The sequence below is a fragment of the Paenibacillus ihumii genome, from assembly GCF_001403875.1.
Taxonomy (GTDB): Bacteria; Bacillota; Bacilli; order Paenibacillales; family Paenibacillaceae; genus Fontibacillus; species Fontibacillus ihumii.
Genome location: NZ_LN884299.1, coordinates 1,673,440 through 1,695,665, shown reverse-complemented (window position 1 = coordinate 1,695,665; position 22,226 = coordinate 1,673,440). Strand labels below are relative to the sequence as shown.

The following is a 22,226-nucleotide window of genomic DNA, read 5'->3' as shown; positions in this document are numbered from 1 at the left end:
ATAGTGTATGAGCAGCTTGCGAAAAAGGTGTGTATGGCAGACTAGCTTCCTCGTAGATGCCTTGCCCCGCGCTTAAGCATGCCACTGCTCCCAGGTCTCCAGCGACATGACCTCCATCTCGGTCTTGCGGTCCCTTCCCATTAAAGCTTCTACGGCAACCCTCGGCTCGATTCCATCGAACAGCACGCGGTACAGCTGCTGTGCGATCGGCATCTGCACCTGGAACTTCTCAGAAATCGTCCGGGCGGCCTTCGTTGTGCGAACGCCCTCTACGACCATGCCCATGGAGGCGAGAACGGTATCCAGCGATTTGCCTTCGCCGAGCATGAAGCCAGCCCGCCAGTTCCGGCTATGACGGCTGGTTGCTGTTACGACCAGGTCGCCAACGCCGGCTAGTCCGGCGAAAGTAAGCGGGTTCGCCCCCATTTCCACCCCGATCCGGGTAATCTCCGCAAGCCCGCGCGTCAGCAGAGCTGCCTTGGCATTGTCTCCATACCCCAGTCCATCTGACATGCCTGCGCCAAGAGCGATAATGTTCTTCAATGCACCAGCGAGTTCAACCCCAACCATATCCCGGTTCGTATAGACCCGGAAATAGGAATTCATGAACAAATCCTGCGCCAGCTGCGCCTGTTCTTCCACCAGCGAAGCGACGACTACGGTCGTCGGGCAGCGCTTCACGACCTCTTCCGCATGGCTTGGACCCGAGAGAACGACAATCCGGCCCTCTTCACAGCCCAGCTCCTCGGCAATGACAACGGACATGCGCTTTAGGCTCTCCGTCTCAAAGCCTTTGGTCGCGTGTACGATGGTCATGTCTTCGTGCCAATGCGGCTTCAGCGACCGCGCCACCTCCCGCATAGCGGAGGATGGCGCCACGATGACTACCGCTTTAGCCCCCGCGACAGCTTCGCCCATATCGGTTGTGGCGACGATGCGCGGCGACAAATCGATCCCAGGCAAAAACCTTTCATTACGATGCTTCTCGTTAATCTCATCTCTTTGTGCTTCGCTACGAGTCCAGATCATCACATCCATCTTATCGGCCAGAACGCTGGCTAACGCCGTTCCCCAGCTTCCAGCCACTAATACGGCAGCTTTCTCAGACAACTCGTTTACCTCCCTTGGAGCCCAGTTTATTCTCTTTACCTTGAACCAGTTTCACAATATTCGTCCGATGCCTCCAAAATGCAAAGACGAAAATAATGAGACTTGTCCATAAATAAGGACCCGTTTCCCCCGTGATCAGAAGAAATACAGGGGTCAGCAGAACAAATAGCAGCGAACCGAGAGATACGTACCTTGTAAAAACGATAGATAAGATAGCAACAATTCCTGCATAAAGCGCAGGAAAAAAGAACAAGGATGCCATTACGCCAATCGTCGTGGCAATCCCCTTGCCCCCGCGAAAGCGGAAATAGATCGGCCAATTATGGCCCACAATGGCAGCAAGACCGCATAAGAGAGGAACCCATACATGGTCCCCGCCCAGCCATCTTCCCAGCCAAACGGCGGCTATTCCCTTAAGCACATCAAGAGCTAGCACCATGATCGCCGGACCTTTGCCGAGCACTCTCAGTGTGTTGGTTGCTCCAGCATTGCCGCTCCCATGCTGACGGATATCAATTCCTTTCAAGGACTTCGCCAGCAGGACACTGAAGCTGACCGATCCCAACAAATAACTGAAAATTACTGCAATCACGGGTAAAATCACATTTTTCCTCTCCTAACCTTCATCAGACTTCCGGCGTGTGAACAACCGAATTGGCGTACCCTCAAAATCAAATGCGGCCCGAATCTTATTCTCTAAATACCGCTCATAAGAGAAATGCATCAGCTCTGGATCGTTGACAAACACGACGATCGTCGGCGGCTTCACAGATACCTGGGTCACATAATTGATCCGCAGCCTTCTTCCTTTATCGGTCGGCGGCGGGTTGATGGCGATCGCATCGGAGACAACATCGTTCAGCAGATGCGTCTGTACCCTCTTCGCATGCTGATCCGCCACATGCTGCACGACAGGCAGCAATCTGTGCAGGCGCTGCTTGGTTTTTGCCGATAGAAAGACAACCGGCGCATAGGTCATGAACAGGAAGTGATCGCGGATCTTCTGCTCGAACTGATGCATGGTCTTATCGTCCTTCTCTACGACGTCCCATTTATTCACGACGAACACAGAAGCCTTGCCCGCCTCGAATGCATAGCCGGCAATATGCTTGTCCTGCTCGATAATGCCTTCCTCTCCATTGATGAGCACAAGGACGACGTCAGCCCGTTCGATCGCCTTCATCGCGCGCATGACGCTGTATTTCTCGGTCGTCTCGTAGACTTTGCCGCGTTTGCGCATGCCTGCCGTATCAATCAGCACGTACCGCTGGCCATCCTTCTCAAACGGCGTATCGATCGCGTCGCGGGTCGTCCCGGCAATATCGCTGACGATGACCCGTTCTTCTCCAAGAATCGCATTGATGAGAGATGATTTCCCCACGTTGGGCCGGCCTATAAGCGCGACACGGATCACATCCTCGTCATATTCATCATCCGTTAGCTCCGGCAGATTCTCTGCGATTGCATCAAGCAAATCACCGATACCAGTGCCGTGGCTGCCTGAAATACCGATTGGCTCTCCGAAGCCCAGGTTGTAAAACTCATAAATATGATCGCTTCGTCCGATATTGTCCACCTTGTTCACCGCTACGATCACCGGCTTGCCGCAGCGATACAATAAATTGGCGACTTCCTCGTCCGAGCTGGTTACCCCGGCCTTGGCATCGCACATAAAGACGATGACATCCGCCTCCTCGATTGCGAGCTCAGCCTGCATGCGGATCGATTTCAAAATCGGCTCATCATCGCCAAGCTCAATACCTCCCGTATCGATGATGCTGAACGGCTTGCCGTTCCATTCACCTACGCCGTAAATCCGATCGCGGGTAATACCGGGCTTGTCTTCAACGATGGCCAGCCGGTCACCGATAATCCGGTTAAAAATCGTTGATTTGCCTACATTCGGCCTTCCTACGATTGCCACAACGGGTCTTGCCATACCGTTACCTCCTATTTATTGTTCGTATATTTAAACAAAACGCTTGCGCAGTCCATGATTCACGATTATCATCATAGCAAAAAAAGCACTAATTGGCTAACGTTTCATGACTAATTTCATCCATGCGTTTTGCTCATATTCCGGCAAAGTAAACGTTTTTATTATAGCCGCGAGCTTTTTCTTTACTCTCAATAAAACAGCATTAAAAAAATAAAATCGGCGAACCCGTGTTAGGGGGCCGCCGATCTTATGCCTGCTAAATCCCGTCTATTTCCACTTGCTCAATTTGTCACCAAACCGCTCGCCAAGGGTAACGCTAAGGCCTTGATTGTTCAGCGAAACGTTAGGGTTGTCGTTCAAGTCTTCTTTTCTAACGCTGCTGCCTCTGGATGGCTTCTCGCTCTTCGGCGCCGGAGCTGGAGCTTCTTCCGTCTCCTTGATGCTCAGGCTGATCCGCTGCTCTGCCGTGTTAACATCCAGAACCTTGACTTGAACCGTCTGTCCCTCTTTCAATACCTCATGCGGTGTTCCGATATGTTTATGGGAAATTTGCGAGATATGAACGAGTCCTTCCACTCCAGGCGCAATTTCGACAAAAGCTCCGAAGTTGACGAGGCGTTTCACTTCACCGCTTACGATGTCTCCTGTCTTAAACTGCTCGCCAGCCGTTTCCCATGGACCAGGCGTTGCAGCCTTGATGCTGAGGCTGATTTTGCCTTTCTCAGGGTCCACTTTAAGTACCTTGACTTTGACTTGTTGTCCTTCGGAAAGAACATCCGATGGCTTATCAACATGGTTCCAAGCGATTTCGGATACGTGAACCAGACCGTCTACGCCGCCTACGTCCACGAACGCTCCGAATTGGGTCAGGCGCTGAACCGTCCCCTCAATGACTTGGCCTTCCTGCAGCTCGCTCATCACTTTGAGCTTATTCGCTTCGAATTCCTCATCCAGAACGTCTTTTTGCGACAGGATTACTTTATTGTTCTCTGGATCGATTTCCTTCACTTTGACGCGAAGCGTACGACCTTTGTAATCGCTGAAGTCTTCTACGAAATGACGCTCTACCATCGAAGCAGGGATGAATCCGCGCACGCCAACATCCGCCACGATACCGCCTTTAACGACATCGGCAACGGTAACTTCGAAAGTCTCTTGGCTTTCAAAGCGCTTTTGCAGCTCTTCCCATGCGTTCTCGCTGTCGATCGCCCGTTTGGAAAGCACGAGACGCTCTTTCTCGTCATCGATGCTAACGACTTTAGTCTCGACTTCTTGGCCTACTTGAACGGCATCCGCAGCGCTGTCCAAATGAACAGAGGACAATTCACGAATAGGAATAACGCCGTCATATTTATATCCAATGCTCACATAAGCCTGGTTGTCCTCGATTTTGACGATCGTTCCTTTGACGGTGTCCCCTTTTTTCAAGGATACGATTTGATCCAGTTCATCCTGGTTCGCTGCTTCAACAGCTTCTTGATTCTTGATTTCTTCCGACATGTCAATACCCTCCTCAATTCAGCAACCCATTTATTTAAACCCGCTTGAAGCGAAGTTCAAAACACTTGATGTTGATAGCTTTCCAAAAGTCTCCTGCCTTCATGCATTATACACTCTTGTCCAGCCATCAATCCAGTCATCCCTGAGCCTTAAGCTCCGCAATCCTGGACATAATCATTTCCGTTACGCGTTCTGCGGCATCTGGATCAGAGCCTTCCTTGAACTCCGAAATATCGATTGGAGCTCCGTAAATCACCTTTGTCTTCTTAAATAGCTTATAACCCCCAACAATGGCTACGGGAATGATGACGGCATCGCTGCGAAGCGCAAAGGTCGCCGCTCCTCTCTTCCCCATTCCACCGGAACGGGAGCCTTCCGGGAAAATTCCCATGACTTTACCGGTACGCAGAATCGTCAATGCCGTCTTGATCGACTCCTTGCTGACCCCGCCTCTCTTGACAGGGAATGCGCCAAGCTGCGTAATCAGCCAGCCAAATCCGAAAATGTCGAACAATTCCTTCTTGGCCATGAAGTGTACTTTCCGCTTCAAAAAGACACCGATCGTCGGTGGATCCAGCAGGCTGATATGGTTGGAACAGAGTAGCACGCCGCCCTCCTTGGGGATATGCTCGAGCCCTTTCCCCTCCAAACGGAATAGCGCTTTATAAATAAGTAATAATGCACCACGGCAAAAGCTATAAATCATTCCTGTTCTCTCTCCCATAAGATTGGCTTAATGAAACGATACGCTCTGCTGCTTCCTGAGGCGTCAAACGCGTCGTATCGAGCAGAATCGCATCCTCAGCCTGACGAAGGGGGGATATTTCCCTCTCTTGGTCCAGCCGATCCCGCTCAGCGATATCGCGGGCGATCATTTCCAATGTAATTCCTTGCTGATCCTGCATTTCCTTGAATCGGCGGCGTGCGCGCTCCTCTACGGTCGCCGTCATGAACACCTTCACTTCAGCATCCGGGAGCACCGTCGTACCGATATCGCGTCCATCCATAACGACGCCTTTGCGGAGCGCCATATCCCGCTGAAGAGACACAAGCCAGCTTCGCAGCCCTTCGATTTGCGCGTATCGGGACACTTGGGAGCTCACCGTTAAAGAGCGGATTTCGGCGGTCACATCTTGACCATTTACGATCACCTTCTGCCCGTCTTCTCCCGGTATTAATTCTATACCCAAGTTCTGTACCGAATGAAGCACTCTATCCACTTCTTCCGGCCCGATTCCAAGCTTCTGCAAATACCAGGTCGCGGCCCGGTACATGGCACCGGTATCGACATAAACGTATGACAGCATGCTGGCAACCATCCGGGCTATAGTACTCTTCCCCGCACCGGCAGGTCCGTCGATCGCGATGTTGATCTTGCCGTTGTGTGATGACGTTGTCTCTGCCAACGCGGACGCCTCCTCAAAACACGGTCTCAATAAAAAAGCAGGCATTGCCTGCGACGTGAAAATTATACCACACAACGTGGTTGGATGCAAAAGCGGGAAAGCCCGCCCGTCTGCAAGCCTGCTTTTTATTATCGCTCTCCGGCGCGGTCGATAGCCACGCCTTCATAACGGTCGGCCGAAGCGATATAAGCTCTCAAAGCCGGAATTCGGAGCAGAAGCTGGCATAGGCAAAGCCCGGCGAGCGTTGCGATCAAAGCTTTTCTGAGCCACGCTTCCATCCGGTTGCTGAATGACAGGAACAGCTCCGTATATTCCTCGGCGTCGTTGTCTCTTTGCATTCATCTCACTCCTCCCGCATTGGATTGTTAAATTTATCATATCCAAAGCAGGGAGCTGCCAGTCTATCGGCATCTTCACCTTACGCGCACGGGCACTAGCGGTTGGCGCTAACGGTTCTTAAAATCAAACTGGCGTTCGAAGCAATACCGGATCAGCTTCTGTCTCTCCATATCGGATATGCTGACGAACTTCAGCATCGCCATCATTCGCCCGGTCTCAAGCTTTTTTGTGCGCACGATCTCGGCCTCAAAGGGAACATGATCGATGGTGCCGTTCTTGTAGTTCAACAACAGCCAGCAATAAAGCGGCTCCCCCTCGGACAGGCCGTACTGGCCTTCGGTAATCAGAGATACTCCGCCCCCGCTTACATCCTCGGTCAATGCTACGAAACGTCTGCCGTCGCTAAGCTTGACTGCGATATCCAGCTTGGCCACGACTCGCAGAAAATGCCGCCGCTGCACTTTAGTAATCGTCTCGGGGTCCGGCCTTCTGATTCTTACCAGCTGCACGATGTCATCCGCAAAGCCGAGAACATATGTATTAAAATAATTTTTGACTCCCTCGGCGGTTATGAAGTAGACCGCCAGCTCGTCCCCCATATGCAGCCGCTTCATTCGTCCGCTGCCGCTTTCGATCGGAACCTCGACCAGAAGCGTGTCATCCTCGACATCGGCGATACGTGACTTGTATTCCTTGTCCTTGTCATTGCCGTCTGCCGATGCGACCTGAATATGCAACAGGTCATTTACACTAGGAAACAAGCCCCTCCACCACCTTGTTTCTAAATAATAATTACTATTTTATTATATCATGGCATAGGTCTACTGGATCAACAAGAAAAACCCCAATCGATGTAAATTCATTTTACATGCTGGCGTCTCCAAATCCATACCAAGCTTATAGTCAGCATAAAAAGGATTGGAGCGATTCGCTCCAATCCTGCGTCTAACATGCTATCCACCGGCCTGTCCGCCGCAAATGATGCTTACCTCGAACCCTGCTTCGCACGGCCGTCGCGGATTTGCTCAACAACCTCTTCGTTTCCGTTGTCAGCATTCAGGTAAATACGGTAGCGCGAGCCGTTTATGGCCCCTCCAAATTCGTATGTCAGCACCTTCTCGGACAAATCGTTTTCGATCAGCGCAAGGCGGTTGTACTGCTCTTTATATTCGGGATTCAAATATTTGCGAGCCTGCTCAAGAGTGAGCTTCGGCTTAGACAGCTTCAGATCCTTGCCGCTCTGCTGCTCATAGACATAATCGCTCGCCTGCATGCCTACTACATGCCCGTTGTCCAAAGCAACCCGGACGGAAATTTTCTCCGGGTAGATGAGCACGTCGCCATCCTTTCTAACGAATGTGAAGCTGCCGATATTGTCGTATTCATCGTAAGTCACCGGCGTCAGATCGTTATAGCCTTTGTTTTTCAGAAATTGATCTGCCTTGTCCCTGGCCTGCTGGTGGGAGATAGCCTTCGGCCCGATATGCCGGTCGCTCCAGTAATTGATCAGATGGCCGCCATGGCGCGTGAAATCCAGCGTAACGGACTCAGAGCCGCTTCCCCCCTGAACCTTGGCCGTATACGAGGCCCACTCCGTTCCCTTGCCATTCTCAATCACTTGAATGTTGTTGCCGGAATGAACCCCGGCGAACCGGGCTGCTTTGGTCTTGATATCATTCACCGTGACGGGCTGGCCTCCAAGCTTCTTTACAGATCGCTTGTCATAAATGCTCGAAACAGATGGCCCCCACTCCAGCTCCGGGTACTCTCCGACACGCTTGTCTACCGTCTTGAACCCGTCGATAATCGTATTGTCCCGCTGCTCGTTCGGGTTGGCAAGCGCCGTCTCCACGTCCATCCAGCGAAGGCGCTTGGAGATGACCTTGTCCTGTACCTCCTGAAGCTGCTTGGATATGTGGGCAGAACTCTTGTAGAGCTCCTTTAAATTCTTCATCTCGTTCTCGCTGAGCGGCTGCTTGGTGAGATCGCGAACCCCCGCCTGGTAAGAAAACCTGGAAATCCTGGACAGGAATTCCTCCGTCTGGTTAAAAGGAAGCAGGGTTAATGGCAGCTGGTTAATTTCGTTCTGCGCTTCGCTCGTAATTCGCCAGACGTTGACCAAGCCCTTGCGCTGAGACCCCGTTGAAGCGCTGTGCACCGCGAGTGTATTCCCCAGCTCTCCATGCAGCTTGTCGACATGGAATGACAAATTGTGAAAAGCCCGCTGATATTGGTTTTCCGCTTTGATCAGAATCGAGTTTTTTTCTTGGTTTTCTTGATAGCCCCACATTAAAGCACCGATTAACAAAACTGTGGCGATCGGAAATAATATGGCACTCAAACGTTTATACATATCATATACACTCCTTCCTTCAACGAACTGAAGTTAGTTTGACTTGAAGGAAGGAAGATTATTCACTTTTCACGGCTCCGCAAAAAACTTCTTCAGACTGTTATCAAAGCATGTCCTCTTCAATGACAAAATCATGGCGGTTATCGCAAAGACATTGCTTGAACCCGGTCTCAATCTGGCCCCGCTCCTTTCTGCCGCGCAGAATGAAGCGCTCGCCGCATGTTTTGCAGATGATTTTCACTTTAACACGCACTAAAAAAAGGCACCCCCTTCAGTCTCGCGATATATGCTATCGCCAATAAACTGTCATTAGGATGCCCTGTTTTCGGTATTGTTAACCCTGTCCTCCAGCAGCCGCCGGAAGGGTGACCTCTTGTTAGCCCTATACATCTTCCCGATGCCTCCGTACCATAAAAATGCCATGAGCGGAATAATATACCAAATCCAGTAATGGGTAATATTATCCAGAATCCAGTCATAAACACCATGATAGAATAAGGGCAGCAGCAGGGAATATGCAAGAAATCTTCGGCTGTCCCTGCCCGTAGAGAATTTGGCGCGGCCCATGTAATAGCCCATCATCACGCCGAACATAGCATGGCCTGAGACCGGCAGCAATGCCCGCAGCATCAATGTTCCAACGCTGGCCTGCTGTGCGAAGGAATAAATGACGTTCTCTACCGTAGCAAAGCCCAGCGAAATGGCCGTAGCGTACAGAATGCCGTCATAGGGCTCATCGAATTCCGTATGATTATAGATCATATGGAACAGTACGAACCATTTCAGCGTCTCTTCAACGCCGGCGGAAATGATAAAAGCATTGACCAAAGAGCCTTCTCCGAGCCACAGCATCAAACCGCTCTGAATGATCATTACCGGTAGAATGATAATGAAGCCCAGCAAGAAAACCTTGATGACCATATGCAACGGTTCGGCTTCATACTTGTCCTTAAGGTAGAAATAAGTTAACAAGGCGATTCCGGGGGCTACCGCTGCGGTCGCAATCGAGAAAAAAATCAACGGTATTCCCCCCTTATCGACCAGACACAACTATTCATACTCTGACGGATCCAATAGAAGATACATCGCATCATCGCCTTAGTCCTGACGCTTGAAATTACTGCAAATAACCCCAATTGCGTTCTCGGACATGACCTGGTTGCCGTACTCCTCGAGCATGGCCGGTGTTACCGACGTCGCCTCGCCAAATTCAGCGAGCACCGCAATTACCGCCGGATGTCTTCCTTCCTCCAGCTCTTCCGGCTCTAGTTGAAGAACCCATTTCCCATTATATTTAAATAGTCTGCCAGCTTCCGTAAGCATAGGCCGCAGAACGTGAGCCGCTTCAATCAAAACTTCAAAATCATCAAAGGAATATAGAATCGTGTCGCTCTGCTCCAGCGTTACTTCCATCTCATAGACTTCATCCGGTAATTCATCCTCATAGTGCGATCCGATCCCATGGTGGTGATCGTATTTACCGCGCGTCACTATGACGACCATTCCTTGAGCAGGAAGCGCGAATACCTCAACGGCCAACGGGCCTGTAGCGTCAAATCCCACTTCATTGTAAGCCTGATCCATCATCTCCGTGAACAGGTCATGAACCTTGGGAATTTCCTGCCACATGTCCTCTTTCTGAATGCCGCGTTCGCTAAGGTCGTCAAACGTGAGGAAAATCCGTATCTTATCTTGGCCAAGTCTTTCAATTTTCATACAGGATCCTCCTCCCCAAGCCTTGTTATAACAGATTATGAAACGTGCTGTAATATGTGCTGGAAATGGTTCTTTGTAAGTATGTTATCATTTATCTTACTTAAATGCACGCAATAAAATAGACAAAAAAAGAATCATTTTCCGCTCGACCTCTAAGGAGCAGAAAATGATCCATAAATCGGCAGGTTTTTATAGTCCGGGAATAACTGTATTCGTCTCTTTCAGAATTTGCTCAACCTCGCGGCGCACATCCGCATTTCCCTTGATGAAGTCCGTAATCTGCTTCAGATTGTATTCCTTCGAATGACTCTCATCGGACGAGGATGAAGAGCTGAAACTGGGATACTCCTTCGATTCACCGGCTTTGAATATGCCTTGCCCTTGCGAAGATTGCTGCTCTTGTCCACTTCCTTTGCCTGCGGAATTCATCGACAATCCTGCCAGCTTCATAATACCATTCTTGCCTAGGCCCAGATTGCCGCCGTTTCTTCTGGCTGACCAAATGACCGCCGCTGCTCCAACCAATGCACCACATAAGAATGAGACAGATTTCACCCAAAAAACCTCCTTATATGTTAAAATCATTTTTAGTGTTCGCGCAATACTTCAAACTCATGCGCATTAAATACAGGAAGAATCACGGAAAGGAGGTGAAATCATATGCTAAACAAGATGTTTCTGCTTATCGCGGCCTGCTGCCTGATCCTTAGCTCTTGCGGCGTTAGCGGCTCCTCCGCCGGCAATGCTTCGTCCAATGCGGGCCAAAATCAGCATGCGGAGACGAATACAGGGGCCAACGACGGCGCTCCGAATGGAGGCAGTAACTCGAATGCAGAGGAAGATGCCAATCAGCAGCTGTCGGAACCTGGGTATCATTTCGATCAAGCGTACCGCGTCATTCCGAACAACGAAGGCGCTGATAAGAAGGTTGTTCTGCTCACCTTTGATGACGGCCCTAAGGAAAAGGAAGTGCTGGAGCAACTGCTCGATACGCTGGACAAGCATGAAGCCAAGGCGATCTTTTTTGTCAACGGCTATCATGTTCAGAGCAATCCCGATTTGCTTAGGCTCATTCATGATCGGGGTCAATTGATCGGCAACCACAGCTGGGATCATATCGATTTGAAGCAGGAATCGGCAGACAGCGCCCGAAAGCAGGTTGAGGATGTGCAGAAAATCGTTGAAGAGACCATCGGCGAACGGCCGCAATTCTTCCGTCCCCCCTTCGGCTCAAGCAACGAAACGCTGCATCGCATCACCGAGGATAACGATCTTACTTACATAACTTGGTCCAACGATTCGATGGATTGGGATCCCAAATTCAATAATCCTGAAAGCGTTGTCAACAACATCATGGATCAGCTTCACCCGGGCAGCAATATCCTGATGCATGAGCTGCCGTGGACGGCAGAAGCACTGGATGAACTGCTGACAAAAATCAAATCCGAAGGCTACGGCTTCGTCGATCCGCGAATGATATCCCATCCTGCGGAGTCCTAAGAAAGCAATATCCCGTCATCGTGACGGCAGCAAGGGGCATCCCTGAAGGTCTAAAGCAGACCGGGGATGCCCCTTGTTTATTTGACGGCGGATGGAGTTCAAATCGCTAATGACACTTTACGGCCTCCACATCTGCGGATCAGAGCCGTGTGCCGTATATTCTATACGCGTCGGCGTTACGTCGAGAATAACATAATTCGGATCGTCCGGGCCGGCAAACCATGGCCTCAGATCATCATTCCATACCTGCTGGCGCAGTTGAGCGTTCTTCGTAATCTCACAAGTACCTTCAATCTCGACGACCTCCTTCGTCCCGCCCAGCTCGTAACCAAGCAGCAGGCAGACGTTCGGGTTGTCCCGCAGCTCCTCGATTTTATGCGTCTTGCGGTTAGTCGCCAGATGAATACTCATCCCTTCGTTATAAATCGCCATATAGCGGACTTTGGGTTTCCCGTTCTCCACGGTCCCCATAGCACAGAATTTATTCTTCTCTATAGCCTGGATAATATTCTGCTCCAATTGAGCCTGGCCCATGGCAGCATCACTCCTCAGTATATAATGGGTTTCTTGTTATAGCGTACCCATCTCGAGCAAGTTGAACCACCATATTGCAATGTGCAGATATCGCAAATACAGCCAGCTATGCTATAAACCATTGCTCACGCCCCATGGCGATTCGCTGATGCCCCACCAGAACAAAGCCACCATGACAGCGATAAAGATAAATAGCAATGTGTTAAAAAAATATCTCGTCAGCTTGACCCGCTGGGAAGGGTAGACCTCCCGCCGGGAGGGCAGCTCCTGGACACTTACAGCATCTGCCTCCTCTCTCTCCGCCTGGGGGCTAAGCGGGTGCAATGCATATGGGGTGGCAGGGAAGGCATTGTCCGCTGCAGGGCTCATGTCCGCCGCTGGGATAACCTCGACGCGTTGGCCGCGCACGGGCTGCTTGCCCTCTGTTTTTTTGGATTTGACTGGGCTGCTTACGGGAACCCTAGCTTTAGCTTCGCTCGATCTATGCTGCTCTGGATGCTTCCGGGCGGCCCCGGTTCGTTGTTGTCTGTCCTTCGGATTGCGGCGCTGACCGTACCGCTCCATCCTGCTCAAGCGTTCACTCATTTTCTCCTCCACGATATTTGATGACGAGTCCCGATATGAAATCAATGAGGAAGTGGCACACAATCGGAGCCCATAACGTACCCGTCTGAATATAGATGTATCCCAAGGCATAACTGCTTAGAAATACCCACCCCGTCGGAATCCAGTGCCTGAGATAACGAATATGGATCAATGCAAAAATAATGCTCGTCCAATACGGTCCGATTCCGTGCTGAATCGCTCCGCGAAACAGCAATTCTTCACAAATCGACACAACGACGCAAATTACGGCGATATGCCAAATCGGGCGGTTGCGGAAGAGCATCTCATTAATTCCCCCGTCATCCAGACTCTCCTCTTTAACGAATCTGGACAACAGAAAGTCGATGCCGAACATGACGGCAGCCAGCCCACATCCCCACAGCAGAAATCGATAATTTTCCGGAAACTGAAGCAGTGCAATCCCGCTTCGCTTCTGAAAAAACAAAATAATGATTCCGATAAATAAAGTAAGCCCCTGAGTAAGGTATAAATTAATCAATAATAAGCGCTCATTCAGCTGACCGGGATCGACTTTTTGAATTTTTATTTTGCGAAACTTGTCTTTTTTCATAGTATTCGTCAAACCCTGTCCTTTACTATAGTTCTAAACACAATTACGGTACCAGGCATTATAAGCTTTAGTGCTCTTGGACTGAAAAAAACTTGTAAGAGGAGCGTTTTGATGATGCAGAAAAAATCTTTTCGATTCGAACTATTATTCATGCTCGGGTTCCTGTTCACGCTAGTCGCCGCCTTCGGCACCTTCTTCCTGGGGCTCCAAATGGGAATCAAACAGACCGAGGCCAAATACGCCCATCTGACGGACCGGGTCGGCTTCGAAACGACAGCTTCCTATGAACAGCAGGATCTCGTCGCCTACTACTATGTTGTCTTTCAGCCATACGAGCAGTTCAAGGATGAATATTTCGGGCTGATTGATCAGCTGAGCCGCAGCGACTCCCGGCTGACCTCGATCGGGATCATGAAGGATATCCGCAGCGCCTCCCGCAAGCAGTATGATCAGATTCAAGCGCAGTCCATTACCGTGTCTTCACCCTTGTTACAAGATGCACAAACGGATGTCTTGAAAAGCTTGAAGCTGTTTGATGAGAGCATTGGCCGGATCGAGGTCGGCAATCAGAGCGGAGCTCAGCTTGCCAAATTGCTCGCCCAAGACGAGTTTACGAAAAATGCCGAGAAGTACGGACTAAATGCCCAGCAGAAATATTATACGTCCATGATGAAATGGGCCGCTAAGAGCAATAAATCCATCCCGGCGGATATTGCCTTCCAGGACGGGATGAGCATTAAGGAATGGTCGAATTACCCGCTCGCGGTTAAAAATAAAATCGTCAGCGATCTAATGGCGGGCAGCCATCTATATGTATCTTACCTCCCGCAGGATATGACGGCAAAAATCGACCAAATGATCGATAGCGGCAAAGCCAGCTCCCTGAAGCTGAATTCGGTCTCCTCGATCGTCAAGGTGCTTACGGATACCGAAGCCGTCCATGGCAAGGAATTCCTAAGGTGGAAATCGACGTATTATGCCGCCGAGTTCATGCCCGAGCTGCCTTTCTTCACTGAGCAATAGAGGCCGCGACGTGTATCCTCAGCCATTTCGACAATATTAAAATCATAACCAAAATACCAAGCTTATTCAAGGTTCCTCCGGCCCTCATCATGTCGGGTATTGACACTTTCCTTCCGATCATGATACATTATGAAAAATTGCATTTGCAAAACACGATGAAGGAAACGAGTTGTCGCGAAGCTTACAGAGAGCCGGTGGTGCTGCAAACCGGTAGCGGAATGGGAACTCCAGCGATCCTGAGTAATTGCGTTGAACGATCCTTAGTAGGCGCAGTCGGAGGAACTCCGTTATCAACATGTCATAATGACAACTGAGGCTGTTATCTGTGAGGATGCAGCGAATTAGGGTGGTACCACGAACAACTCTCGTCCCTTACTACGGAAGTAGTGTGCGGATTGAGAGTTTTTTTGCTTTTGAACAGCCGATTGCTGGGCATTTTTAAGCGCTGCTGCTGCGCTTCTCTAATGCGCTGGAACGGTACCGGGCCATAGTATTCCTACTTAAGCGAATGCTTCCGAAGAGAGTTTTGTATCGACGACTTTCGAAGAAGCAATGCTATATACAAAACTTAAGCGAATGCTTCCGAAGAGAGTTTTGTATCGATGACTTTCGAAGAAGCAATGCTATATACAAAACTTAAGCGAATGCTTCCGAAGAGAGTTTTGTATCGATGACTTTCGAAGAAGCAATGCTATATACAAAACTTTTAGGAGGAAAAGAAATCATGTTTAAAGTACTAGTATCAGATCCCATCAGCGACCTCGGAATTCAGCAGTTGATGGACGCAAGCGACGTTGTGGTAGAGAAAAAAACGGGACTTTCGGAGGATGAGCTCATCCAAATCATTCCCGGCTACGACGCGCTGCTCGTACGAAGCCAGACGAAAGTTACCGAGAAAATCATGGAAGCCGCAACCAATCTGAAAGTGATCGGCCGTGCAGGCGTCGGTGTCGATAACATAAATCTGGATGCAGCCACCAAACGCGGTATCATCGTGATCAACGCTCCTGACGGCAACACGATTACGACATGTGAGCACGCTTTTGCAATGATGATGGCTCTTGCCCGCCATATTCCGCAAGCTTACGCTAAGACGATCCAAGGAACCTGGGATCGTAAGTTCCTCGGCGTGGAGCTGCGCAACAAGAAGCTGGGCGTTCTCGGCATGGGCCGGATCGGCAGCGAAGTCGCTAAACGCGCCAAGGCGTTCGGCATGGACATCCTCGGCTATGACCCGTTCATGACGGAGGAACGCGCCGAGAAGCTAGGCGTAAAGCTGGCTACCGTCGACGAAATCGTGCGCAACGCCGACTTCATTACGATTCACACCCCGTTGACTCCGGAGACGAAGCATATGATTTCCACTCCGCAGTTCGAGGTCATGAAGAAAGGCATGCGCATCATCAACTGCGCGCGCGGCGGCGTTGTCGATGAACAAGCGCTGGTCAAAGCGATCGATAAAGGTATCGTTGCCGGTGCAGCCTTCGACGTATTTGAGCAGGAGCCGCCTGCACCGGATCATCCTTTCCTTCACAATCCGAAAATAATCGTTACCCCGCATCTGGGCGCTTCAACCGTAGAGGCTCAGGAGAACGTAGCGATCGACGTGTCGGAGCAGGTGCTGCACATTCTGCGCAACGAGCCGTTCAAGAATGCGGTCAACATGCCGCCAGTGGCAGCAAGCGTTATGAACAAGCTGCAGCCGTATTTCGAGCTTGGCGAGAAAATCGGCGCATTTGCTGCCCAGTTGAACAACCAGGCTGTGAATGAAATTCATGTCGAATACGCCGGCGATTTGGCAGAGGTGGATACTCAACCATTAACGCGCTACATCATCAAAGGTGTATTGTCCCGCCACTTCGGCAACGATGTGAACATCGTCAACTCGGTGCACCTCGCCAAGGTACGCGACATTGATGTGGTTGTATCGCAATCCTCGGCTAGTAAAGGCTTTACGAACCGCATCAGTGTTACGCTGAAAACAGAAGACGGCAAAGACCGCCGCATCGCGGGCACTTTGTTGAAAGAATATGGCGCACGGATCGTACGGATTGACAAGTTCCCAGTCGATATTGCTCCGGAAGGCAACTTGATCTTTATCTCTCATAACGATAAGCCTGGCATTGTAGGAAGCGTAGGGACCTTGCTCGGTAAAAATGATGTAAATATCGCTTCCATGCAAGTTGGACGCAAAATTATCGGCGGCGAGGCGATCATGGTGCTGACCGTGGACAAGACGGTTTCCAAGAAAGTGCTTGATGAATTAATGAGCCTGCAAGAGCTGAACACTGCTCTGCAAATCGAATTTAAATAATAATCAGCCTGCACATTAAGGAAGGGCTTCAGACGTAGTATTCACCCGTCTGAGGCCCTTTTCTGCTGTTCCACGATTAACAAGATTTATCTTCGAGATCAGTAAATTTTCAACAAAAAACATCCTTACGAGGTAAGGATGTTTTTACGATTATTGAACCTTTTCGACAGGAAGGACGATATGGAAATTCGCCCCTTTGCCAACACCGCTATACACCTGGATCGAACCGTGGTGAGCATCGATGATATTTTTCACAATGGCGAGACCAAGCCCCGTTCCGGCAGCGGTTCCCCGAACCCGGGCCTTATCGGCTTTGTAGAATCTCTCGAACACAAAAGGCAAATCCTCGGTCGGAATGCCGGAGCCTTCATCGCGTATCGAGATATGCAGCTCAGGCCCTTGCTTGCCTTCCTGGGCTTCCGCGGCGATATAGATGCTGCGCCCCTCCGGGGTATGCCGGAAGGCATTGTCGAGCAGATTGGTCAGCACCTGCTCCAAACGGTCCTCGTTCGCGGCTTCGGCAATCATCGCTCCGCTGCCCAGCTCCAGCTCCAGCTGGATATTATGCTCCTTCGCCCGTACCGCGAATTTGCGGTACACGCGCTCTATGAGCTCCCTTACGTCCACCCGGTGCATCGGAATATCGGTATGGCCCGCTTCCATCCGGGCTAAATCGAGCAAATCGCGCACCAATCGGCCCATGCGCAGGGACTCGTCGTGAATGACCTGCACCAGCTCCTGGCTCTCCTCCGGGGAAGCCGCCATTCCATCGAGCAGCGCTTCACTGTACCCCTGCATCATGGATAGCGGCGTCCGGATCTCATGCGAGACATTGGCTACGAAGTCCCGGCGCATTTTCTCCAGGCGCACCTCTTCGGTAACATCCCGCAGCACGGCTACAGCGCCTCTAACCTCCCCGTCTGATGAGAGCGGCGCCATATGCACCGACCACACGCTCTGCTTGACGTGAATATTGTCACTCTGATCCCCTTCCTGATCCAGCACCTTATGGAACATCGGAATGAGCGGCTTCGGAATCGCCATCGACCGTTCGCCATGTATATTCAATTGAAGGGCATCATTCTCTTCATCCGGCAGATCGCTCCACAATTGCAGCAGTTGGTCCCCCGGAGGATTGGTCAGAATGACGGCCCCTTCCCAATCTAACGTAATCACTGCATCATTCATGCTTCTTAAAACGCTGGACAGGTGTTCTTTCTCATGGTTTAGGCTGCGGATGGTATTCTCCAGCTCCTCAGCCATATGATTAAATGTGTTGGCCAGTTCACCGATTTCATCGCTCGTTTGCAACGACAGCCGCGTATCGTACTTCCCCTTGCGGATCGCGTCGGCAGCGCTGATCAGCTGCTGCATCGGCTGTGTGATCTTCGTGAAGAGGAATAAGGCAAAAAACGTCGTCAACGAAAAACCGATGATCGCCACAATGACAAACAGCTTCTTGACCGCTACAGGATCGGTGAAATTCGTATCGATATAGGGCAGCAGAAACAACCCCATGCTCATTAACACAAAGGCCACGAGACCGATGATTGTAATCCATAGTTTACCTACAAGCGTTCTCCAGAAGCTCACTTATTTCGCGACCTCCAGCTTATAGCCTACGCCCCAGACGGTAGTGATCATGGCTGCTGATTCCGGCGACACCTTGTTCAGCTTCTCGCGGAGCCGCTTCACGTGAGTATCTACGGTCCGCAGATCGCCGAAAAATTCGTAATTCCATACGTCCTTGAGCAGCTCCTCGCGGGAGAATACTTTATCCGGTGAAGTCGCCAAGTAATGGAGCAGCTCATACTCCTTCGGCGTAAGGCTGACCTCTTGCCCGCTTGCGGTTACCCGGTGAGCATCATGCTCGATGACAAGATGAGGAAACACGATATTGTTGCTGGTTCCGCTCTCTTTGGTCAAATAGGCCGTGGCCGATGCACGCCGCATGATTGCTTTAACGCGATATATCACCTCACGGGGACTAAACGGCTTAACAACATAATCGTCCGCCCCGACTTCAAACCCTTGTACCCGGTTAATCTCTTCCCCCTTGGCCGTAAGCATCAGCACCGGCGTCGATTTGATCTGGCGCAAGCGGCTGCACACCTCGACCCCATCGATTCCGGGCAGCATAACATCCAGGAGGATCAGGCCGTAATCATTCGAGGTTGCCTTCTTGAGAGCGGTCTCGCCGTCTTCCGCTTCATCAATTTCATACCCCTCTTTTTCCAAGTACATTTTGAGCAGACGGCGAATACGTTCCTCATCGTCCACTACGAGAATGCGGTTTTCTTGATCTGACATGAACAACAACCCCTTCATCATCTTCCAATCGCTTGAGCGCTAGCAATGGTTAAATTATATCATTAGTCCGTGCCCGCGTATGAATGCAAACCGGCGATGATCAAATTAACGCCTACGAGCGTGAACATGACAACCAGAAATCCCAATACGGCAAGCCAGGAGGCTTTGCGGCCGTGGAATCCCCGGGAGAGCCGTAAATGGAGATACACGCTATAGAATAACCAGGTAATGAGTGCCCATACTTCCTTGGGATCCCATCCCCAGAACCGGCCCCAGGCCTGCTGGGCCCATATCATTGCAAAGACAAGGGCTCCCAGTGTGAACACCGGAAAACCGATGGCGATCGCCCGATAGCTGATTTCATCCAGATCGTCAGCGTCGATGCCCTTCAGAGCCGGCGACAATGCCTCGCTAAGCGGCTTGCGTAAAATAAGCCTTAACAGGCCATACAGAATCGTCCCCGTAATGAGCGCCCATACTATCGTATTCGATTTGCGGCCCGCATTCACGCCCTTGAACCAACCAGGAACCTCAAACAGCGGCTTGCTGAAGCCAAGGAAGGAATCTGCGCTTTCCAGCTGGCTGTTATGCGGAGCGACGATCGGCGGCAGGTTGTATACCTCTCTGGCCGAGCTGACCTTCGCGGTTTCATTAGGCGCGGCTTTAGGCGTGAATACAGCTTCGTATCCCGAGGCACGGAATGCAAAAACCGACACGATAAATCCCACTACTATAATAATAGAATAAAACGTAATTTCAAGCCAACGTTTCTGCCGGCGCGCTGATTTATCGGTGCCTTTGAAGTCAACCGTACGCAGGAGGTACATCAGTCCCGCGGCAAAGGAAACAGCAAAGAAGGCATCCCCGGCTGCGGCAAGCGTCACGTGAATGTACAGCCATATCGAGTTCAAGGATGGGATCAGCGGCTGCACGTCGCTTGGAAATACCGCTGCATAAGCCATGATGATTATCGCCAGCGGCGTAGCGAACAGACCGAGCAAGGCTTTGCGGTAAATCAAGTATAAGATCGTAAAGGCCAGCATGATCATCAAGGACAGGAAGGACATAAATTCATACATATTGCTGACCGGAATATGTCCTGACCAAGCCCATCTCGTGATAACGTATACCAAATGAGTGATCAAACCGAGCGTAGAGGTAACAAACGAAACTCTCCCCCATTTGCGCTCATGCTGCTGCGGCTCGTGATTCTTCCACTTCTTCCCCGTAATTGTCACCACATAGAAACAAAATGCCACACAATAGAGCAAAAATGCTATGACAAATGCCTGTTTACTAATATCTAAAAGATTCATGACCGGTTTCCTCCGTTATCCAATGACTTCTCATCCACTTCAATCCCCATGCTCTTCAAGAAGGAGGACACTTCCCTCCTCATTCCAAACCAGTTCTTGGTCGTATGTCCGCCCAGGGTCAGGACATCCCCATCGACGCGCAGCCATATTCTGCGATGCTGCCAATAGAAGCCCATAATAAGTCCGAGCATGACGATTCCAAGACCGGTCCATACGAACGGCATGGCGCGATCGATGCGGATATTCAAATAACTCTTGGAACGAATGAAGTCCACGTCCTCCATGGCAAGCAAATCGAATCTTAGCTTGTTGTTGACGCCCCCAAGCGCTTCATTCAGCTTGTCTTGGCCGAAGAACTTCTGCTGCTCCAGGTACGGAAAATAAATAAATTGCCCCCCGTCCTCAGGCAAGCCCGGTCCGGTTATCGTGAACAAGAAGGCGGGCGCGTTCGGCTCGCCGGACTTCGTAATCGGTTTCTTGTTCTCATCCAAATCGAAGTCCAGGTATTTGTCCTTCAGCTTCAAATGATAAGGTCCTACGTCATACTCCGTCTCGGGATCGTTCATTCTGAGCGTGAATTTGCCGTAATGCTCGCCTGTCTCCTGATCCACAAGCGTCGGCGATACGGAGCGAATTTCTGCGGTTTCCTCAAAATCGAACTGGTAAGCCTGGAAGCCTTTGTAGTTTAAGGGATCATTGACGCGGATATTATGCCGGTCGACCTCCACAAGCTCCGGTTCCTCCAGCGGATTATTGCAGTTGTCAACGCATTTATAGAGTACCGCTTTCGTTTCAAACAGCTTGGGAACGGCTTTCCCTCTCTGCCTGAATTCCTCGGACATTTCGTCCTCCGTGTAGTATTCCACGGTGAATTTCTCATTTTTCAAATAGTAATTTGTGTCAGGAATCGGTGTAATCTCCCCTTCGGTGAACCAGTAGTGCTCATCCATATGAAGGCCGGGCAGGCCCCGGAACAGCACGGCAAGCAGAAAGACGATCAGGCCGATATGGATCACGTACGGTCCCCAGCGGCTGAAACGCTGCTTCTCTGCGAGCAGAGCCGCTCCGTCGGTGTGAACGCGGTAGCCCTTCTTCTTCAGTGGAGCGATAGCTTGCTGCACCCATTCCTCTCCGTGCCCGGAGATCGGTCCCTGATATACGACTCTTTGCCGGGTCAAGAACTGCATATGCTTGCGTATTTTCTGTTTGGACAACGCCCGGTATAGCGGTAGCACCCTGTCGAGGCTGCAGATGACGAGCGATGCACCGATCATGACAAGCAGCAGAATGAACCACCAGGAATTGTACGTGTCGGATAATCCGAGTAAGTAGTAAATTTCGCCGATGGTTCCATACTTCTGCTTGTAATAGACGGAAGGATCGATATTTATGAACATCGTCTCCTGGGTGAACACCGTCCCGAGCATGGCTCCGACCAATGTAATACTGATCAAATACACCGCTACCTTGACGGAGGAGAAGAAATTCCATATTTTATCAATGAAATTAGGGTTGGCGCGCTGTGATCGCCGCGCTACCCCGTCATAGCGCATCTCCAGCAATTCGCTGGAATTGCCTCCCGGCTCTTCGTGCTGCGGCTTGCCGCAAGCCTCGCAGAGCACCGTTCCTACAGGATTCTGGTGCCCGCATTCGCATTTCGTATTCGTAATCAAAGTCTAGTCCTCCTGT

General features: G+C 50.7%; 23 protein-coding genes and 1 other annotated feature. Of the genes, 3 read left to right on the top strand and 20 right to left on the bottom strand.

Translation table 11 applies throughout. The features are described from left to right. Window positions 1–72: 72 nt before the first annotated feature. From BN2762_RS15075 to BN2762_RS15020, 13 genes are all read right to left on the bottom strand, one after another. Window positions 73–1,110 carry an NAD(P)H-dependent glycerol-3-phosphate dehydrogenase gene (locus tag BN2762_RS15075; RefSeq protein WP_055107756.1) on the bottom strand — a complete coding sequence of 346 codons (1,038 nt, stop codon included), beginning with the start codon at window positions 1,108–1,110 and terminating at the stop codon, window positions 73–75. After that, on the bottom strand, window positions 1,103–1,714 hold the full coding sequence (plsY, locus tag BN2762_RS15070; protein WP_055107755.1) for a glycerol-3-phosphate 1-O-acyltransferase PlsY: 612 nt from the start codon (window positions 1,712–1,714) through the stop codon (window positions 1,103–1,105). The genes BN2762_RS15075 and plsY overlap by 8 nt, the downstream gene beginning before the upstream one ends. Before the next feature lie 12 nt (window positions 1,715–1,726). Beyond that, window positions 1,727–3,049: a ribosome biogenesis GTPase Der gene (gene der / locus BN2762_RS15065; RefSeq protein WP_055107754.1), complete on the bottom strand. Its 1,323-nt coding sequence runs from the start codon at window positions 3,047–3,049 to the stop codon at window positions 1,727–1,729. 267 nt (window positions 3,050–3,316) lie between these two features. Further along, a complete protein-coding gene (gene rpsA / locus BN2762_RS15060) occupies window positions 3,317–4,549 on the bottom strand; it encodes a 30S ribosomal protein S1 (protein ID WP_055107753.1) in 1,233 nt (410 codons plus the stop codon). A 136-nt stretch (window positions 4,550–4,685) separates the two neighbouring features. Next, window positions 4,686–5,255, bottom strand: coding sequence for a lysophospholipid acyltransferase family protein (locus BN2762_RS15055; RefSeq protein WP_055107752.1), 570 nt, complete (start codon window positions 5,253–5,255; stop codon window positions 4,686–4,688). Then, window positions 5,245–5,955: a (d)CMP kinase gene (gene cmk, locus BN2762_RS15050; protein WP_055107751.1), complete on the bottom strand. Its 711-nt coding sequence runs from the start codon at window positions 5,953–5,955 to the stop codon at window positions 5,245–5,247. Before cmk ends, BN2762_RS15055 begins: the two co-directional genes overlap by 11 nt. Window positions 5,956–6,083: 128 nt before the next feature. Next, window positions 6,084–6,293, bottom strand: a complete 210-nt coding sequence (locus BN2762_RS15045; protein ID WP_055107750.1) for a hypothetical protein — start codon at window positions 6,291–6,293, stop codon at window positions 6,084–6,086. Between the two features lie 108 nt (window positions 6,294–6,401). Then, the gene (locus tag BN2762_RS15040) at window positions 6,402–7,055 is read right to left on the bottom strand and encodes a flagellar brake protein (RefSeq protein WP_055107749.1); all 654 of its coding nucleotides are present in this window, start codon (window positions 7,053–7,055) and stop codon (window positions 6,402–6,404) included. Between the two features lie 224 nt (window positions 7,056–7,279). Further along, complete coding sequence (gene ypeB / locus BN2762_RS15035; RefSeq protein WP_055107748.1) at window positions 7,280–8,647, bottom strand: germination protein YpeB; 1,368 nt, start codon at window positions 8,645–8,647, stop codon at window positions 7,280–7,282. A gap of 103 nt (window positions 8,648–8,750) precedes the next feature. Next, window positions 8,751–8,900, bottom strand: coding sequence for a hypothetical protein (locus BN2762_RS27315; RefSeq protein WP_187386534.1), 150 nt, complete (start codon window positions 8,898–8,900; stop codon window positions 8,751–8,753). A gap of 56 nt (window positions 8,901–8,956) precedes the next feature. Beyond that, entirely contained in the window at window positions 8,957–9,667 is a 711-nt protein-coding gene (gene prsW, locus BN2762_RS15030) for a glutamic-type intramembrane protease PrsW (protein ID WP_055107747.1), read from the bottom strand. Between the two features lie 78 nt (window positions 9,668–9,745). Next, window positions 9,746–10,363: a genetic competence negative regulator gene (locus BN2762_RS15025; RefSeq protein ID WP_055107746.1), complete on the bottom strand. Its 618-nt coding sequence runs from the start codon at window positions 10,361–10,363 to the stop codon at window positions 9,746–9,748. A gap of 189 nt (window positions 10,364–10,552) precedes the next feature. Beyond that, the gene (locus tag BN2762_RS15020; RefSeq protein ID WP_055107745.1) at window positions 10,553–10,918 is read right to left on the bottom strand and encodes a hypothetical protein; all 366 of its coding nucleotides are present in this window, start codon (window positions 10,916–10,918) and stop codon (window positions 10,553–10,555) included. 105 nt (window positions 10,919–11,023) lie between these two features. On the opposite strand from BN2762_RS15020, the gene BN2762_RS15015 reads away from it, so the two are divergent. Beyond that, entirely contained in the window at window positions 11,024–11,863 is an 840-nt protein-coding gene (locus BN2762_RS15015) for a polysaccharide deacetylase family protein (RefSeq protein WP_055107744.1), read from the top strand. Between the two features lie 117 nt (window positions 11,864–11,980). Here BN2762_RS15015 and BN2762_RS15010 read toward each other — a convergent pair whose 3' ends face one another. The 3 genes from BN2762_RS15010 to BN2762_RS15000 form a co-directional block, all read right to left on the bottom strand. After that, on the bottom strand, window positions 11,981–12,397 hold the full coding sequence (locus BN2762_RS15010) for a pyridoxamine 5'-phosphate oxidase family protein (protein WP_055107743.1): 417 nt from the start codon (window positions 12,395–12,397) through the stop codon (window positions 11,981–11,983). Between the two features lie 111 nt (window positions 12,398–12,508). Continuing rightward, window positions 12,509–12,982: a hypothetical protein gene (locus BN2762_RS15005; protein WP_055107742.1), complete on the bottom strand. Its 474-nt coding sequence runs from the start codon at window positions 12,980–12,982 to the stop codon at window positions 12,509–12,511. After that, window positions 12,975–13,574, bottom strand: a complete 600-nt coding sequence (locus tag BN2762_RS15000) for a CPBP family intramembrane glutamic endopeptidase (RefSeq protein ID WP_055107741.1) — start codon at window positions 13,572–13,574, stop codon at window positions 12,975–12,977. The genes BN2762_RS15005 and BN2762_RS15000 overlap by 8 nt, the downstream gene beginning before the upstream one ends. 111 nt (window positions 13,575–13,685) lie before the next feature. On the opposite strand from BN2762_RS15000, the gene BN2762_RS14995 reads away from it, so the two are divergent. Continuing rightward, window positions 13,686–14,597, top strand: coding sequence for a hypothetical protein (locus BN2762_RS14995; protein WP_055107740.1), 912 nt, complete (start codon window positions 13,686–13,688; stop codon window positions 14,595–14,597). Between the two features lie 146 nt (window positions 14,598–14,743). Continuing rightward, window positions 14,744–14,973, top strand: a binding site (T-box leader). A gap of 348 nt (window positions 14,974–15,321) precedes the next feature. Beyond that, window positions 15,322–16,911, top strand: a complete 1,590-nt coding sequence (gene serA, locus BN2762_RS14990; protein ID WP_055107739.1) for a phosphoglycerate dehydrogenase — start codon at window positions 15,322–15,324, stop codon at window positions 16,909–16,911. A 150-nt stretch (window positions 16,912–17,061) separates the two neighbouring features. Here serA and BN2762_RS14985 read toward each other — a convergent pair whose 3' ends face one another. From BN2762_RS14985 to resB, 4 genes are all read right to left on the bottom strand, one after another. After that, window positions 17,062–18,504, bottom strand: coding sequence for an ATP-binding protein (locus BN2762_RS14985; protein WP_055107738.1), 1,443 nt, complete (start codon window positions 18,502–18,504; stop codon window positions 17,062–17,064). Beyond that, window positions 18,505–19,221, bottom strand: a complete 717-nt coding sequence (locus BN2762_RS14980; RefSeq protein WP_055107737.1) for a response regulator transcription factor — start codon at window positions 19,219–19,221, stop codon at window positions 18,505–18,507. Window positions 19,222–19,283: 62 nt separating this feature from the next. Continuing rightward, window positions 19,284–20,537 (bottom strand): cytochrome c biogenesis protein CcsA, encoded by a 1,254-nt coding sequence (ccsA, locus tag BN2762_RS14975; RefSeq protein WP_055107736.1) that lies wholly within the window; start codon window positions 20,535–20,537, stop codon window positions 19,284–19,286. Beyond that, window positions 20,534–22,210: a cytochrome c biogenesis protein ResB gene (gene resB / locus BN2762_RS14970; RefSeq protein WP_055107735.1), complete on the bottom strand. Its 1,677-nt coding sequence runs from the start codon at window positions 22,208–22,210 to the stop codon at window positions 20,534–20,536. The genes ccsA and resB overlap by 4 nt, the downstream gene beginning before the upstream one ends. Between the last annotated feature and the right edge of the window lie 16 nt (window positions 22,211–22,226).

Excerpts from the sequence above, each read along its gene's own strand:
- BN2762_RS15025 (WP_055107746.1), bottom strand. The coding sequence starts at position 10,363 with ATGAAAATTGAAAGACTTGGCCAAGATAAGATACGGATTTTCCTCACG.
- BN2762_RS14980 (WP_055107737.1), bottom strand. The coding sequence starts at position 19,221 with ATGTCAGATCAAGAAAACCGCATTCTCGTAGTGGACGATGAGGAACGT.
- BN2762_RS15015 (WP_055107744.1), top strand. The coding sequence starts at position 11,024 with ATGCTAAACAAGATGTTTCTGCTTATCGCGGCCTGCTGCCTGATCCTT.
- BN2762_RS15045 (WP_055107750.1), bottom strand. The coding sequence starts at position 6,293 with ATGCAAAGAGACAACGACGCCGAGGAATATACGGAGCTGTTCCTGTCA.
- BN2762_RS14995 (WP_055107740.1), top strand. The coding sequence starts at position 13,686 with ATGATGCAGAAAAAATCTTTTCGATTCGAACTATTATTCATGCTCGGG.
- BN2762_RS15055 (WP_055107752.1), bottom strand. The coding sequence starts at position 5,255 with ATGATTTATAGCTTTTGCCGTGGTGCATTATTACTTATTTATAAAGCG.
- der (WP_055107754.1), bottom strand. The coding sequence starts at position 3,049 with ATGGCAAGACCCGTTGTGGCAATCGTAGGAAGGCCGAATGTAGGCAAA.
- BN2762_RS15000 (WP_055107741.1), bottom strand. The coding sequence starts at position 13,574 with ATGAAAAAAGACAAGTTTCGCAAAATAAAAATTCAAAAAGTCGATCCC.
- BN2762_RS15010 (WP_055107743.1), bottom strand. The coding sequence starts at position 12,397 with ATGGGCCAGGCTCAATTGGAGCAGAATATTATCCAGGCTATAGAGAAG.
- BN2762_RS15005 (WP_055107742.1), bottom strand. The coding sequence starts at position 12,982 with ATGAGTGAACGCTTGAGCAGGATGGAGCGGTACGGTCAGCGCCGCAAT.
- ccsA (WP_055107736.1), bottom strand. The coding sequence starts at position 20,537 with ATGAATCTTTTAGATATTAGTAAACAGGCATTTGTCATAGCATTTTTG.
- rpsA (WP_055107753.1), bottom strand. The coding sequence starts at position 4,549 with ATGTCGGAAGAAATCAAGAATCAAGAAGCTGTTGAAGCAGCGAACCAG.
- ypeB (WP_055107748.1), bottom strand. The coding sequence starts at position 8,647 with ATGTATAAACGTTTGAGTGCCATATTATTTCCGATCGCCACAGTTTTG.
- serA (WP_055107739.1), top strand. The coding sequence starts at position 15,322 with ATGTTTAAAGTACTAGTATCAGATCCCATCAGCGACCTCGGAATTCAG.